This window comes from Kribbella sp. NPDC051952 (assembly GCF_040680855.1).
GTDB lineage: Bacteria > Actinomycetota > Actinomycetes > Propionibacteriales > Kribbellaceae > Kribbella.
Genome location: NZ_JBFAXQ010000032.1, coordinates 37001 through 51334, shown reverse-complemented (window position 1 = coordinate 51334; position 14334 = coordinate 37001). Strand labels below are relative to the sequence as shown.

The 14334-nt window shown below is 67.2% G+C and carries 17 protein-coding genes; 9 read left to right on the top strand and 8 right to left on the bottom strand.

Annotated elements, in window-relative coordinates; genetic code table 11:
* Positions 1-311: 311 nt before the first annotated feature.
* Positions 312-848 (bottom strand): phosphotransferase, encoded by a 537-nt coding sequence (locus AB0L70_RS36620; RefSeq protein WP_363691437.1) that lies wholly within the window; start codon positions 846-848, stop codon positions 312-314.
* Positions 849-860: 12 nt separating this feature from the next.
* The gene (locus AB0L70_RS36615; RefSeq protein WP_363691436.1) at positions 861-1166 is read right to left on the bottom strand and encodes a metalloregulator ArsR/SmtB family transcription factor; all 306 of its coding nucleotides are present in this window, start codon (positions 1164-1166) and stop codon (positions 861-863) included.
* 333 nt (positions 1167-1499) lie between these two features.
* On the opposite strand from AB0L70_RS36615, the gene AB0L70_RS36610 reads away from it, so the two are divergent.
* Positions 1500-2768 carry an MFS transporter gene (locus AB0L70_RS36610; protein WP_363691435.1) on the top strand — a complete coding sequence of 423 codons (1269 nt, stop codon included), beginning with the start codon at positions 1500-1502 and terminating at the stop codon, positions 2766-2768.
* Here AB0L70_RS36610 and AB0L70_RS36605 read toward each other — a convergent pair.
* Positions 2752-3732 (bottom strand): TerC/Alx family metal homeostasis membrane protein, encoded by a 981-nt coding sequence (locus tag AB0L70_RS36605; RefSeq protein ID WP_363691434.1) that lies wholly within the window; start codon positions 3730-3732, stop codon positions 2752-2754. The two genes, AB0L70_RS36610 and AB0L70_RS36605, sit on opposite strands and share 17 nt — an antisense overlap.
* A gap of 601 nt (positions 3733-4333) precedes the next feature.
* On the opposite strand from AB0L70_RS36605, the gene AB0L70_RS36600 reads away from it, so the two are divergent.
* Genes AB0L70_RS36600 through AB0L70_RS36590 form a run of 3 tightly spaced genes read left to right on the top strand, consistent with a single transcriptional unit; the run spans position 4334 to position 6006 of the window.
* Positions 4334-4567, top strand: coding sequence for a hypothetical protein (locus AB0L70_RS36600; protein WP_363691433.1), 234 nt, complete (start codon positions 4334-4336; stop codon positions 4565-4567).
* A gap of 13 nt (positions 4568-4580) precedes the next feature.
* Complete coding sequence (locus tag AB0L70_RS36595) at positions 4581-5183, top strand: cell wall protein (protein WP_363691432.1); 603 nt, start codon at positions 4581-4583, stop codon at positions 5181-5183.
* A 1-nt stretch (position 5184) separates the two neighbouring features.
* On the top strand, positions 5185-6006 hold the full coding sequence (locus AB0L70_RS36590) for a MauE/DoxX family redox-associated membrane protein (protein ID WP_363691431.1): 822 nt from the start codon (positions 5185-5187) through the stop codon (positions 6004-6006).
* Between the two features lie 48 nt (positions 6007-6054).
* Here the strand turns inward: AB0L70_RS36590 and AB0L70_RS36585 are convergent, their stop codons facing one another.
* From AB0L70_RS36585 to AB0L70_RS36570, 4 genes are all read right to left on the bottom strand, one after another.
* Positions 6055-6912 carry a haloalkane dehalogenase gene (locus tag AB0L70_RS36585; RefSeq protein WP_363691430.1) on the bottom strand — a complete coding sequence of 286 codons (858 nt, stop codon included), beginning with the start codon at positions 6910-6912 and terminating at the stop codon, positions 6055-6057.
* A 10-nt stretch (positions 6913-6922) separates the two neighbouring features.
* A complete protein-coding gene (locus AB0L70_RS36580; RefSeq protein ID WP_363691429.1) occupies positions 6923-7369 on the bottom strand; it encodes a MarR family transcriptional regulator in 447 nt (148 codons plus the stop codon).
* Positions 7370-7439: 70 nt separating this feature from the next.
* On the bottom strand, positions 7440-7949 hold the full coding sequence (locus AB0L70_RS36575; protein WP_363691428.1) for an NUDIX hydrolase: 510 nt from the start codon (positions 7947-7949) through the stop codon (positions 7440-7442).
* A gap of 20 nt (positions 7950-7969) precedes the next feature.
* Positions 7970-8503 carry a GNAT family N-acetyltransferase gene (locus AB0L70_RS36570; protein ID WP_363691427.1) on the bottom strand — a complete coding sequence of 178 codons (534 nt, stop codon included), beginning with the start codon at positions 8501-8503 and terminating at the stop codon, positions 7970-7972.
* Between the two features lie 106 nt (positions 8504-8609).
* Here AB0L70_RS36570 and AB0L70_RS36565 point away from each other — a divergent pair, with 106 nt between their 5' ends.
* Both AB0L70_RS36565 and AB0L70_RS36560 read left to right on the top strand, forming a co-directional pair.
* Entirely contained in the window at positions 8610-8966 is a 357-nt protein-coding gene (locus tag AB0L70_RS36565) for a hypothetical protein (RefSeq protein ID WP_363691426.1), read from the top strand.
* A 95-nt stretch (positions 8967-9061) separates the two neighbouring features.
* Entirely contained in the window at positions 9062-9511 is a 450-nt protein-coding gene (locus AB0L70_RS36560) for a DUF1801 domain-containing protein (RefSeq protein WP_363691425.1), read from the top strand.
* Here AB0L70_RS36560 and AB0L70_RS36555 read toward each other — a convergent pair.
* Positions 9508-9888 (bottom strand): DoxX family protein, encoded by a 381-nt coding sequence (locus tag AB0L70_RS36555; RefSeq protein ID WP_363691424.1) that lies wholly within the window; start codon positions 9886-9888, stop codon positions 9508-9510. The genes AB0L70_RS36560 and AB0L70_RS36555 overlap by 4 nt on opposite strands.
* Positions 9889-9945: 57 nt before the next feature.
* On the opposite strand from AB0L70_RS36555, the gene AB0L70_RS36550 reads away from it, so the two are divergent.
* From AB0L70_RS36550 to AB0L70_RS36540, 3 genes are read left to right on the top strand one after another with little or no spacing between them, the layout of a single operon-like run.
* Entirely contained in the window at positions 9946-10359 is a 414-nt protein-coding gene (locus tag AB0L70_RS36550; RefSeq protein WP_363691423.1) for a GNAT family N-acetyltransferase, read from the top strand.
* 49 nt (positions 10360-10408) lie between these two features.
* The gene (locus AB0L70_RS36545) at positions 10409-11152 is read left to right on the top strand and encodes a DinB family protein (protein WP_363691422.1); all 744 of its coding nucleotides are present in this window, start codon (positions 10409-10411) and stop codon (positions 11150-11152) included.
* A gap of 49 nt (positions 11153-11201) precedes the next feature.
* Entirely contained in the window at positions 11202-14333 is a 3132-nt protein-coding gene (locus AB0L70_RS36540; protein WP_363691421.1) for a BTAD domain-containing putative transcriptional regulator, read from the top strand.
* The last annotated feature ends 1 nt before the right edge of the window (position 14334 follow it).

Sequence of the window (14334 nt, the reverse complement as noted above, 5' to 3'; positions counted from 1 at the left end):
ACCGATATCCGATAGGATCTCGGGTTTCGCTACCCCGGAGGATGACACAGAACCTCCGGCAGCGGAAGACTCTCCGCCCGGGTCGAGACCGGACGGTGACCGATGTGCTCAGATCCCTTGCAGACAAGGGTTTTCCCGCGTTGCCTAGAGCAACTGATCCCCGGGAACGGCGAATGATCCGATGGCTAGCCACCGGATCCGGGCACCGACAGATCCAGCCCGGGGTCGCTCTGAGCCAACGGCACCGGTCCGAACCACAATTTATTTCCTTTGTGAACTATATGGCAGTCAACCCGCCCGGCCGGTCTGTGTCAAGACCTGATCCGGCCAAGCTGGTGGTCGATCTCCGCCATGTCGAATCGACCGTTCCGCTGCCCGTTCCAGAGCGCGGCCATCACCATCAGGACCCGGAACACGAGCTGTAGCGGCTCGATCGCGGCGAGCTCATCCTCGCTCAGCGGCCCGGTCCGCTCCAGGTCGTGCAGCTCCTCGTGTAGTCGCGCCAGTACGGCGCCTCGCTCGGCTCGCTGCTCCGGCGTCTCGCCGCGATGCGGCTTGCCCGGCACGAACCGCGTGACCGCCCACAACCGATCGTCGTACCAAACCGGCCCGGCTACGCGCGCCGGCACACACCAGCCCCGATCGGTCAGGTGATCCAGCACCCGGGTCTCGAACACAAGATCTTCCTCGGTCCGCAACACGTGATACCGCCGAAGGATGTGGTGTTCGCCGTCGCCGGTCCACAAGTGCCAGTTGCCGTTACCCAGCGACTCCTCATCCCCAGCCCGCGTGGGCTCGAGCCGAGTCACGTCGAGTCCGAGCTTTGCTGTCACCTGGGGATGAGGCATTCGGACATGCTGTCAGGTAGGCGTCCGACTGGTTGAGGGCGCCTTCTCGTGACGGGCGGCCAGGTCAACGGCCCAATCGGCGATGGCGTGGAGGGCGTCGGGGTTGAGTTCGTGCCAGCGATGGCGGCCGACCAGGGTGGTTCGGACGACGTCGGCGGTCTGCAGGATCTTCAGGTGCTGTGACACAGCCGGTCGGCTGATCGGGAACAGCTCGGCCAGTTGCCCGGTCGTCGCCGGCCCCTGCGCCAGCCGCCCCACGATGCGCCGCCGCGACCCGTCCGCCAACGCGGCGAGAACGTCGCCGACCTCGATCGCCACACCTCTCCCCCAGACCGATTTCACCGGATCCGTAAGCCAGACGTTACGCGTAAGAATTTACTTACGCAATGCGGCGAAAACCTGACCCGACCATCACGGGGGAACGGCCGGGCCAGGCTCTTCGATGGTACTCCTGATGACCCGTTGTGGTCGCTAATTCGGAGGCGGACTCGCCGCGGTTTCCCCTACTCTGACGCCATGCAACGTAGCTCCTGAAAGCGCACCACCGCGGCCTGATCCGTCCGGCCCCCGTAGTGCGTCACGTCAAGCGTTTGACCCACCTCACGGGTCGCGCTTCGTCATGCCCGCACACGCTTTCGGGAGAGACCCGCAATGGCCTTGCTGCCTGCCTTCCGGTCCGCCGATCCGGCCCGGACCTACTACGCCTACAACGGCGCCTGGGCGTTCTTCTCCACGCTGACCTTCACGCTCAGCATGGTGTACTACGTCCGCGACGCCGGCCTGAATCCACTCCAGATGGTCCTGGTCGGGACCGTCCTCGAGCTGGCCTGTTTCGTCTTCGAGATACCGACCGGCCTCGTCGCGGACCTGTACAGTCGCCGGCTGTCCATCATCATCGGCGTCGCCCTGATCGGCGCCGGCTTCCTGCTCCAGGGACTGGTACCCGCGTTCCTGGCGATCCTGGCCGCCCAGGTGCTCTGGGGACTCGGCTACACCTTCACCTCCGGTGCCGACCAGGCCTGGATCACCGACGAGGTCGGCACCGACCGCGCCGCGAAGGTCTTCGTGCGCAGCCAGCAGTTCAGCCTGGCCGCGAAGATCGCCGGCACGGTCTGCGCCGGCGCACTCGGCCTGATCAGCCTTCCGCTGCCGCTGACCCTGTCGGGGATCGGGATGATCCTGCTCGCGCTCGTACTGGCGCTCTTCATGCGTGAGGAGAACTTCCACCGGACGCCCCGCGAGGAGCGCGAGACGTTCAAGCAGATGGCCGACACGTTCAAGCACGGACTCGCGGTCGCCCGGCGGCGTCCCGTCGTACGCACGCTGGTCCTGATCAGCCTGATCTCCGGCCTGTCCAGCGAGGCGTTCGACCGGTTGTGGTCGGTGAAGATCCTGCACTTCGACTTCCCGACCGTTTTCGGTACGTCGGACCCCGCGTTCTGGTTCACCGTACTGGCGCTGATCGGGACGCTGCTGTCCTTGGTCAGCTCACTCGCGTTGAACCGGTTCTCGCCGGAACGGGTGAGCGCTACCCATCCGAACGGCGTACTCGCGGTGCTGGCCGCGGTGCAGGTGGGCGCGGTGATCGCGTTCGCGCTGCTGGATCACCTTTGGCTGGCGCTGGCCGCGATGTGGATCAACGCGATCGTCGGCACGCTCGCGTGGCCGATCGAGTCCGCCTGGCTGAACCGGAATGTCGACTCGCGGTCCCGCGCGACCGTCATCTCGATGGTGTCGCAGGCCAACGCGATCGGTCAGGTCGTCGGCGGTCCCCCGCTCGGCGCCGTCGGCCGCTCTTCGCTCCGGACCGCTCTGCTGAGCTCCGGCCTGCTGCTGGTGCCGATCCCGCTGCTCTACCTCCGGCTTCGCCCCGCTCCCGCCAAGGAGAAGGAGCCCGACCCGGTCAGTCCTCGACCTTGACCTCGACCTGGCGACGGTCGTACGACGACTTGATCAGGCTGGCGACCGTCGTCACGAACAGCGTGCCGATGATGAAGCCGAGCGAGGTCAGGATGCCGATGTGCGGCAGATGGATCGCGCCGATGTCGTCGATGTGCGAACCGTGCAGCGCCTCGATGATCAGCTTCACACCGATGAAGGCGAGGATCACCGACAGGCCGACGTTCAGGTAGATGACGCGCTCGAGCAGGCCGCCGATCAGGAAGTACAACTGGCGCAGGCCCATCAGTGCGAACGCGTTCGCGGTCAGCACGATGTACGCGTCCTGGGTGAGGCCGAAGATCGCCGGGATCGAGTCGAGCGCGAAGATCACGTTCGCCATCCCGATCGCGGAGATCACGATCACCAGCGGCGTCACCATCCGCCGCCCGTCGATCCGGGTGGTCAGCTTGGAGCCGTCGTAGTCGTGCGACAACGGGAGGATCCGGCGAAGACCGCGCAGTACGACGTTCTCCTGGAAGTCGGCCTCGTCGTTCTCACCCTCGAGCGCCAGCCGGACCGCCGTGTACACCAGGAACGCGCCGAAGATGTAGAACACCCAGCTGGCCGCCGAGATCGCCGCGGCGCCGGCCAGGATGAAGATCGCCCGCAGCAACATCGACACCACGATGCCGATGTAGAGCACCTTGTCCTGCGCCAGAGTCGGTACGGCGAAGCGCGCCATGATGATCACGAACACGAACAGGTTGTCGACGCTCAGGCTGTACTCGGTGATGTAGCCCGCGACGAACTCACCACCGGTCTGCCCCGGACTGAACACGAACAGCCCGATCGCGAACAGGCCCGCGAGCGCGACGTAGAACAGCACCCAGCGGGTCGCATCCTTGATCGTCACGGAGTGATTGCGCCGCGCGATCACGATCAGGTCGAACGCGACGATCGCGAGGAGCCCGACGATCGTGAGCACCCACACGACAGGGGGCATGACTGAGACCATGACAAATCCTCCGGACGACGGCGTACAGCAAGCTCGGTCCGGAGGTCTCTCCCACCCGAGATCGGGCCAGCAGCACCGGTTCGGCCGCCGGGGCCTCCCGTGATGACGACACTGCCGTAATCAGGCCACGGTAGCGGCCCGAAGAGGAATACTCCCCTCCACAAACACCCAATTATATCCAGATGCGATGAAACCCACCGTGCACCAGGTCACAATCGGCGTGCTCAATTGGATCGTATACCGAATACTGCCTGCAATGCTAGCGGATCCCCAACGTGCGGGGAGGTCGAGCGGCCAGGATTAGGCAGAAAGTTTCCGTTTCTTGGTGAGGGGTGGGAGTTTCCGCCGGATCGGAGTACAACAGGAGATCTGTAGGTCTTACCGCCCCTAGACCTAGGAGGAAATTGTCATGGCCGGAGTCAACGGCGAAGTCTCATGGTTCTGTTGCGGCAACGCATGGGGACCCTGCGGGAGTGCCGGGCACGGCGCCTGCGGAACGTGCAACTCGGCGAACTTCCAGCATGCGTGGCCGAATACGTCGGACTCGTGCTACGCCATCACTCACCCGGACACCTGTGGGGTGACCGCAATGTCGCGGCGCACCTGTGGTTTCCGGCATTCCACGACGCACCTGTGCACCGGAAAACGGGTGGTCACGTCGATCGCGGACTGTGGTCCGCAGACCGACCTGTTCTGTGGCGAACGCGCCTGCTGCGGTGGGTCGTGCGCCTCCAACCGGATCCTCGACCTCACTCCGGCCGCGTTCTCCGCGATCACGAGCCTGAATGCCGGTCTGATCCCCGCTTCGATCGACGTCGGCTGAGAGGTGAGCTGAGATGACTTCCACGATGGACCGCCGTTCTCTGCTCACCCGCGCCGCGCTCGGCGCAACGGGCCTGGTCGCCGCCACGGCGATGGGCTCACTCGCTCCGGAGACCGCGTTCGCCGCGGCCGCGCAGTACCCGGAGCCCGGCCAACCGGACCCGAACTTCGCCGAAGGCCTGATCACCGGCCGGAACCAGGATCTCCTGCAGGTGCAGGGATCTGACGGCCGGCTGCACCGGATCCAGCTCACCGGCGTGACCAGTGTCTGGAAGCTCCGGCCGACCACGATCGACCAGGCCCGGATCGGCGACGGCCTGTACGCCCGCGGCGTGAAGATGCCGGACGGCGTACTCGCGGCCGAGTCGGTCTGGGTCAACATCGTCAACCTGACCGTGAGCATCACCTCGATCGGGCGCTCGGTGTTGCAACTCGACCACCACGGCCAGAAGGTCGTCGGGTTCGTGCAGCCCGGATTCACCGCGGCTGTCTACAACGGGACGCCCGCGGTGTCGGACCTGTCGATGCTCAAGGTCGGCCGGCACGCCCAGGTGATCGGCGCCTGGCGGCCGGGGACGAACGAGATCGACCTCGCGACCGTCTACGCGTCGAACTGACATGGACGCCCACCAAGTGGCGGCGGCCCAGCCGCTGCTCATCGGAGTCGTTCTGCTCTGGTCGTCGTACGGCAAGTTCGCCAACCCGGAGCAGGCGGAACGTACGGCGTTGCCGCGGTTGGTCGGCGAATCACGGGCGACCGCGGCGTACCGGATTGTCGGCGCGATCGAGGCGATCGTTGCCTTGACCCTCCTACTGCCCCCGGTCCGGACGGTCGAGGCGGTGGCGGCCGTTGCCTTGGCCATCGGCTTCACCGGATACCTGGTCTACGCCAAGATCGTCGTACCGGAGGCATCGTGTGGGTGCCTCGGCAAGTCCGAGAAACCCGTTGGACAGCGGGCGATCGGACGAGCCTTGTTGCTGCTGGCAACTGCAGCAGTGGCGATCTCAGCCGATGTGGGATGGTGGTCGGCCGGCCCGGGCATGCTGTTACTAGTTGCCGAAGCCGCCGTGTTCGTAGCGTTGTCCGCCGAGCTGGATCGGTACTGGCTGCTGCCGCTGCGTCGCCTGCGCATCCGGCTCAGCCATCCACTCGCGGGTACGGCGAGCGACCAGACGCCCCTCGCGGCCACGCAACGACGGCTGTTGCTCAGCCCGGCGTACCGCGCGGTCAACGGGCTGCTGCGATCCGATATCCGCGACTACTGGGACGACGAGGACTGGCGGTTCGTCAGCTACACCGCCAGGTACGACGGCCGCCCGGCGACCGCCGTCTTCGCCGTACCGCATCAAGACACCACTCCGGAGTCCGTCCGGGTCGCCGTCGTCGACGAGACGTCGGGTCAGACCCTCTACCGCCCCACCGTGCTGGCACCCGCCTGACCAGTACATCCGAGGACCCGTGGAGCCACCACTCCGCGGGGCCGCGGGTCAGCGCAGTGTGTGCCGGTCGAGCCAGGCGGAGATCTCGCTGCCGATCTCCTTCGGGCGATCCTCGGCGGCGTGGTGGCCCGCTTCCCCGCCGTGGACGATCTCGAGCGCGGCGAGGTTGGCCCCGCACCACTCGGCCACTTCCTTGCCGATCAGCAAGGTGGGCGAGCCCTCGAAGGTGATCAGCAGCTTGGGTACGGCGGTGCTGCCGGCCAGCCACTCGTCGTACTGGTTGATGCGGGCAACAAGCTCGGCCGGCTCACCGCCGAAAGGCAACTGCCGCGCCCAGGCGAGGATCGGCCGGCGCGACTCGGGGGTCGGGAACGGCTCCAGGTAGGCGTTCAGGTCGTCAGCACTGACGGGCGTGAGCACGCCGCCGGTGAAGGCCTGGCGGAGGAAGAGGTTCTGCTCGAGCACAAAGTCCTCGCCAGGACCTTCGGTTCGGATCAACTCGAAGCGCGCACGCGCCTGCGGCGACACTTCGTCCCAGCCGATCGGCTTCACGATGCTCTCGAAGAACGCGATGCCGATGACACGATCGGGATGGCGGGACGCCCAGTCGAACGCGAGCGCACCGCCCCAGTCGTGACCGACCAGGACGACCTGATCGAGCTCGAGCGCGTCGAACCACGCGTCGAGGTACCGCGCGTGATCGGCGAACGTGTAGGCGATACCGGGTTTGCCGGAGCGCCCCATCCCGATCAGGTCCGGGGTCAGCAGTCGGCCGGTGCCGACGTACGGCAGGACGTTTCGCCAGACGTACGACGACGCCGGATTGCCGTGCAGGAAGACGATCGGCGTACCGCTGCCGGTCTCCTCGTAGTGGATGGTCGAGTCGTGTACTTCGATCTCGGGCATGGCGGATCCTTCAGAGTGGAGTGTTGAGAAGCTCAGTGAGGTCGCGGACGAAGTCCTGCGTGCGCGCACCGCGGCGACCGCCGAGTGGTGCCAGCATCGTGTCCAGGAGGCCGGCGACCGTTGCGATGGCGGGCTCGATCGTCGCGCGCCCGCGGTCGGTGAGCTCGAGGCGCATGGTGCGGGTGTCGACGGTGTCGCGGGTGCGCTGGATCAGACCGTCGGCATCAAGACTGCGAGCGAGCTTGGACACATACAGCGCCTCGAGCCCGGTGTGGTCGGCCAGCTCTCGCTGACTCGGCACGTGACCGGCGCGCTCGATGCCGTACAGCGAAGCGAGCATCACGTACTGCGCGTGCGTCAGACCCACCGGCGCCAGCGCCCGATCCACCGCCACCCGCCACTTCATCGACAACCGCCACACCAGATGCCCCGGCGTCGCGCCCTTGACCTCACTCATGACAAATACAGTACATGGCTACTAAGTACATGGCTACTATCTTGCAGAACGTCCCCACCGGTTAGGCCGGTCAGCGGCCTCGGCCGAAGTCGGCGTACGTCGGGAAGCCTTGCGCCAGAGCGTTCTCGGCCAGAGTCAGGCGGCGCGCCATGGACGGGCGGAGGCGGGGTGTGGCCTCGGCGAGGGTAAGGAAATGGATCGCCCGGACCTCGGTCGGGTCGGGCGTCAGGAGTTCGTCGTCGAGGGTGCCGCCGTCGAAGACGAAGGCGAGGGAATCGGTCCACGGGCCGTGGGCCGGGACCCAGTCGACGACGAGGAGGTTGCCGATCTCGCGGTCGAGGCCGATCTCTTCCCGGACCTCACGGCGGCAGGCGTCGTACGGCGATTCGTCGTGCTCGGCGATGCCGCCCGGGATGTCGAGGGTCGGCTTGTAGGTGGGTTCGAGGAACAGGATGCGGCCGGACCGGTCGTGGATCAGGGCGCCCCCGGCCACGGTCTTGCGCGGGAAGCGGGCCGCGATCCCCGGGTTGAACTCCCGCTCCGGCTCACCCTCGGCGACCAGATCATCCTGTCGATTCACGCCCCTAGTCTCGTACACCTCTACTCGAGCTCGCGCGTCATCCAGATCGAGTCGCCACGTTCGGGATCCGTGGTGACGCGACCGCTGCGGTAGAACCCGAGCTTCTCCAGTACGCGGAACGAGGCTGTGTTCCACTCACGTACCGTTGCCCAAAGTCGTTGCCTACCCGTTTGGGTCGCCGCCTGGACGACCGCCCGGGCGGCCTCGGTCGCATACCCATGGCCGTGGGCGCGCTGGGCCAACTCGTACGCGATCTCCGGTTCGTCGAAGGACGCCTGGCCGACGATCAGGCCGCAGTACCCGATGAACTCGCCGTTGTCCCGCCGCTCGATCGGGAGCAGCCCCAACCCCGGCTCGGCGCTGAGTGGATTGCCGACCAGCCAGCCACGGATCTCGTCGACCGTCGGATGCCCGTCGGCATCGATCCGGCGTAGTGCGCGCGGATCTCGCTCGGTCCAGAGCCCGCGGTACTCCTCCGCATCCGACGGACGCCAGCGCCGCAGCCGCAGGCGCTCGGTCTCGAGTTCGGCGGGGAGGTCCGGGTAGGTCGCCATCTAGATCTCCAGTCGAGGTGATCTGGTGAGGATATGTAACGTCCATGCGACGGAGCGCGATGTGTCGGCCAGGGAGGGAACACACCATGAATATGGCCAAGCTTCGATGAGCGCCTGGTCGGGCAGCACGCGACTCGATGTGGACTCGATCATGACCTGCGCCCGGCAGGGCGCGCCGGCGCGCATTCCACGGATCTTCCTGATGGGCAGAGCCATGGTCACCTGGGAATCACTGCCTGCCGCCGACGGCGAGAAGCCGGTCTGGAGTGCGCGGGTGACCTTCACACCGAGCAACCAGCGCGGCGGCGCCTCCTGCGAGGTGCGGGTCTACGACCGGGGCGAACACCGCGAGGTCGTCCTCGATCGCGACCATTCCCGCGGCCTGGGATCCCGCTCCAAGAATCTCGTCGAAGGCATCGCCGGATCGTTGGCGAAGAACGACCCGACGCTGCAGTCCCACTAGGTCGTCGCGGAATCGATCAGTTTTCGAGAAGCGTCGGTGCGGGGTGGTCTCTAGCCTGAGAAGTGTTCAGGCAGACCACACCGAAAGGCACTCTGATGGCGGCGACCCGGAAGACCACATCCTCCAAGGCCAAGTCGTACGACGGCTTCACCAGCGAGGAACGCGATGCGATGAAGGAGCGGGCCAAGGAGCTCAAGGCAGCCAAGGGAAAGGCGGACGGGGAGGCCGAGGTGCTGGCGAAGATCGCCGAGATGTCGGACGTCGACCGTGTCATTGCCGAGCGCATCCATGCGATCGTCAAGGAGAACGCGCCCGAGCTGGCCCCGCGGACCTGGTACGGGCAACCGGCGTACGCGAAGGACGGCAAGGTGCTGTGCTTCTTCCAGAGCGCGGACAAGTTCAACACCCGCTACGCAACTCTCGGCTTCAACGACGTCGCCGTCCTTGACGACGGCCCGATGTGGCCCACGTCGTACGCCATCACCGAACTCACCCCGGCCGGCGAGAAGCAGATCGCGGCGCTGATCCAGAAGGCTGTCGGCTAGGAGAACGACTGCGGGCCGAAGCGGCCGATCACCACGAAAATGATCAGTGCGAGGTAGATCAGGTTCAGCAGCGCGTGCTTGGGCTCGTGCCGGCGGGACGTCACCACCGCCGCGCCGATCATCACGATCGCCAGCCCGACCGCGGCGATCGGGACCAGGATCGGCGCGATGTCCAGCGCTGCGGGCAGAATCAACCCGATCGCGGCCAGGATCTCGAGGGCTCCGAGCCCCTTCACGAAGCCCGGGCTGAAGTCCATCACCCAGCCCCCGCCCGGCGCCTTGGCCAACGTCGCCCGGGAAATGAACAGTTTGTTGCCTCCCGCCACCAAAAACACCAGCGCGAGCAACCCGGCAACAATCCACAACGCCAGATCCATGATCTCCTCCTAGTCTCGTCACCACCCATGACGAGCCCCGCCCCCAGGAGGTAACAAGTGCCCACCCACCTCGCCATCCGCCCAGCAACCACAACAGACCGTGCTGGAATCCAACGTGTCCTCGCCGCACTGCACCCGGACGGCGCCGACTCCGTGACGCTGCCCGCCGTACGACAGCAGGCTGAGACCTTCATTGCCACCAACGACGGAGCAGTCGTCGGAATGGCGGTCGCGACCTTCACCGATTACGGCAGGGAGCCCTACGGGACGATCGAAGAGCTCGTCGTGGACGCGACTAGCCGTGGCCTGGGGATCGGCACAAGCTTGCTGGATCAGTGCCGGAGGTGGCTTGGTGGGCTGGGGGCTGGGGTCGTCTTTGTTTCTGCGATTGATGAGGATGCTGCGCGGTTCTATGAGTCCGCGGGGTTCGAACGCTGTACCGGGCCGTGGCTTTTCTGGGCGTCGCGGTGATTGTCCGTGGGGGCGGATAGTGTCGTCGCGTCTTCGACAAGGAGGGGTTATGGCGACATTTGGGCGGTCGGACGAGCTGAAGGAAGCTCGGTTCGTCGACGTCAATCTGCGGGGGGCCCGGTTTCTCGAGTCCGATCTGAGCGAAGTGGTCATGCGCGGGATTGACGCCCGGAACATGGACATCGACGCGCCGTGGATCTCGGACAAGGACAGCTATCTGCGGGTCAACGGGGTCGACGTGTCGGCGTTCGTCGAGGCTGAGCTCGATCGACGGTTTCCTGGGCGGTCTCAGCGGCGTGCACAGGATCCGGAGGGACTGCGCTCGGCCTGGGCTGCCGTCGAGGCGACCTGGGCGAGCACCCTCGAGCGTGCCGCCGCGATGCCCGCTGGGTCGGTCGACGTGTCGGTGGACGGCGAATGGTCGTTCGCGCAGACATTGCGGCACCTGGTGCACGGCACGGACATGTGGATGGGGCGGGCGATCCTGGAGCTCGACCGGCCGTTCCACCCGATCGGTCAGGCGTACACCGCCGACGAGGCCGGCTCGGCCCCTTCGGCAATACCGCCGTACGCCGAGGTGCTCGAGGTTCGGGCGGATCGGCTCGCACTGGTGCGCGACTTCATCGCCTCGGTCACGCCGGAGGAGCTGGATGCGGCTCGCAAGAATCCGCACTCCCCCGCGCGCCCCGAGACCGTGCGCTCCTGCCTGCACGTCCTCCTCGACGAAGCGTGGGAACACCACCGCTTCGCCGTCCGCGACCTCGACGCGATCGAGGCCAGGTCCGACGCCTGACCCCACTCCAGCGCGCCGGTAGCCCAGGCGCACATGGCAAGATCGGCGCGTGCAGATCGGGATTCTTGGGTCATTCGAGGTTCGTTCGGACGCCGGCGTCGTCGCCGACGTACCGGGCGCCCGGTTGCGTGGCCTGCTGATCGCGCTGGCGCTCAGCCCGGGCCAGATCGTCCCGAAGGCGACGCTGATCGACTGGATCTGGGGCGAGAATCCACCGGCCGAGGCGGCGAACGCCCTACAGCGCCTCGCCTCCCGGCTCCGGAAGGTCCTGCCGGAAGGCGCGTCGGTGGAAGGCCAGACCGACGGCTACCGCCTGATCGTGGACCCCGACGCCGTCGACGCCATCCGGTTCGAACGCCTCCTCAACCGGGCCCGCGCCAACGAGGACCCGCGGCTGCTCCGGGAGGCGCTGGGCCTGTGGCGCGGCGCCGCTCTGCAGGACGTCGGCCTGCAGGACAGTGCGGCGTACGACGCAGCCGTCACCCGGCTCGAAGGCCTGCGCCTGACCGCCCTGGAGGACCGGTTCGATGCGGAGATCGCTCTCGGTAACGGCGCGGAACTGGTTACGGAACTGACCGACGTCGTGGCCGCAAACCCGGTCCGGGAGCGGCTCGTCGCCGCGCTGATGCGTGCTCTCGCCGCGGCCGGCCGCAACGCCGATGCACTGCTCTTGTACGAGCGCACGAGAGAGGCACTCGCCGACGAGCTAGGAGTCGACCCGTCCCCCGAGCTGTCCGCCGTCCACGTGGCACTGCTGCGAGGCGAGTTCGGACGACGCGAGGAGACCCGGACGAACAACCTCCGGGCCGAGCTGACCAGCTTCATCGGCAAGGACGCCGACGTCACCACGGTCCGCGAACTCGTCACCGGACACCGGCTGACCACCCTGGTCGGCCCGGGCGGCGCCGGAAAGACCAGGCTCGCCGCGGAGACCGCGCGTACGCTCGTCGGCGATCTCCCGGACGGCGTCTGGCTGGTCGAGCTAGCGCCGATCGGCGTGGACGGCGACGTTGCACAGGCGACCCTCGCCGCACTCAGCCTCCGGGACGGCCTGCTGGGCGAGGCCTCCGAGGCGGAGCCGACGGACCGGGTCATCACCGCATTGCGCGAACGCGAGGCGCTGCTGGTCCTGGACAACTGCGAGCACGTGATCGAATCGGCGGCAGAGTTCGCCCATCGCGTCCTCGGCGAGTGCCGCCGGCTGCGCATCCTCGCGACAAGCCGGGAGCCGCTCGGCATCACCGGTGAGGCGTTATGGCACGTCGTACCGCTGGCTCTACCCGCAGGCAACGCTGATCTGAGTGAGATCGAGTCCTCCCCTGCCGTGCAACTGCTACGCGACCGGGCCGCCGCCGTACGCACGGATTTCGCGGTGGATGCGCCCACGCTGGCGACCATGGCGCGGGTCTGCCGCGCGCTGGACGGGATGCCGCTGGCGATCGAGCTGGCCGCGGCAAGGCTCCGCACCATGTCCCTCGATCAGCTCGCCGACCGCCTCGACGACGTGTTCCGGCTGCTGACGGGTGGAAGCCGTACGGCGCTGCCCCGGCAGCGGACGCTCCGCGCGGTGATCGACTGGAGCTGGGAACTGCTGAGCGACGCCGAACGGACGGTCCTGCGCAGGCTGTCCGTCTTCTACGGTGGCGCGAGCCTGGAAGCGGCCGAGCGAGTCTGCGCCGGCGACACGGTCGAGTCCTGGCAGGTGCTCGAGCTACTGACCGCACTGACCGAGAAGTCGCTGGTGGTCGCCGACACCGACAAGGCGCCGCGGTACCGGATGCTCGGCACCATCAAGGAGTACGCCGCTCAGCGACTCGAAGAGGCGGGTGAATCGGAGCAGGCCCGGCACGCGCATCTCGCCTACGTCACCGAACTCGCCGAGACCGCGGAGCCGCATCTTCGCCGCGCCGAGCAGCTGGAATGGCTGGCCGCACTCGCCGCCGAACACGACAACCTCAGCGCCGCGATGCGTGCTGCCATCGCGGCCGGTGAGGCGCAGGGGGCGATGCGGTTGGCCGCGTCGGCAGGCTGGTACTGGTGGCTCGCCGGGCACAAAACCGAGGGCAGCGAACTGGTGATGGCGGCCACCCAAACGCCCGGCGAGGTGACCGACGAGATCCGCGCCATGGTCTACGCCTTCGTCGTGCAGTTCCTGAACTCCGGACCGGGCGACGAGCACCAGGCAGCGGAGTGGATCCACAAGGCCTACCGCTTCGGCCAGCTCAGCGAAAACCCGCATCCGGTGCTGGCGCTGATGGCCCCGCTCGTGAAGCTGCTGGAAGCGCAGGATCAGGTGCTGACCGCGTGGGAATCGCTGCTGGACCAGGAGGATCCGTGGGTCCGCGCGATGGCTCGCCTGCAGCTCGGCAAGATGGCGGTCATGCTCGGCCGCGAGGGGCACGACGCGGACGAGAATCTCCGGCTGGCCCTCGCCGAGTTCCGCGCCGTCGGCGAGCGGTTCGGAATCTCGTTCGCCCTGGCCGAGATCGCTGACCGGATTGCCACTCGCGGCGATTTCGCTGCCGCGTGCGACTACCTCGACCAGGCCGTCTCGGTCGTCACCGAATTCGGTGCGGTCGACGACGTCATCCGATTGCACTCGCGGCAGGCGGAGCTCTACTGGCTGCTCGGCGATCACGAGGCCAGTGCCGCCGCGATGGCCGAGGCCCAGCGGTACGCGGAGCGGGTTCCGTGGCCGGGTGCACTCGCCGTACTGGCGCTGTCGAAGGCGGAGGTCGCCGGTTGGAATCGCGACGCCGAGGAGGTGCGCCGGCAGCTCGGTATCGCGACCACCGTTCTGGGCGACGCAGCGGAACAGGCCAACGTCCGCGCGAATGTCCAGGCGCTGCTCGGCAACTTCGCCGACGATCTGGCTCAAGCTCGCGAGCATTGGGTCACCGCCGTCCAGGCGGCGACCGAGGCTGGACATGCGCCGATGATCGCGCAGGTCATCGTCGGGATCGCGAATCTGGCGTTGCGCCGCGAAGAGTACGAGCAGGCGGCGCGGCTGCTCGCGGCCGCCGTTCGCGTGCGCGGACTGCCCGATCTCGCCAACCCGGACGCGGTCAGGATCGAGCACGACGTACGACGTCACCTCGGCGAGGACCGATTCGCCGAGGTGACGCAGGAAGGTACGCAGCTGGACTGGTCGGAGTTGGTCGAGGCCACGCTCGCCTCATAGC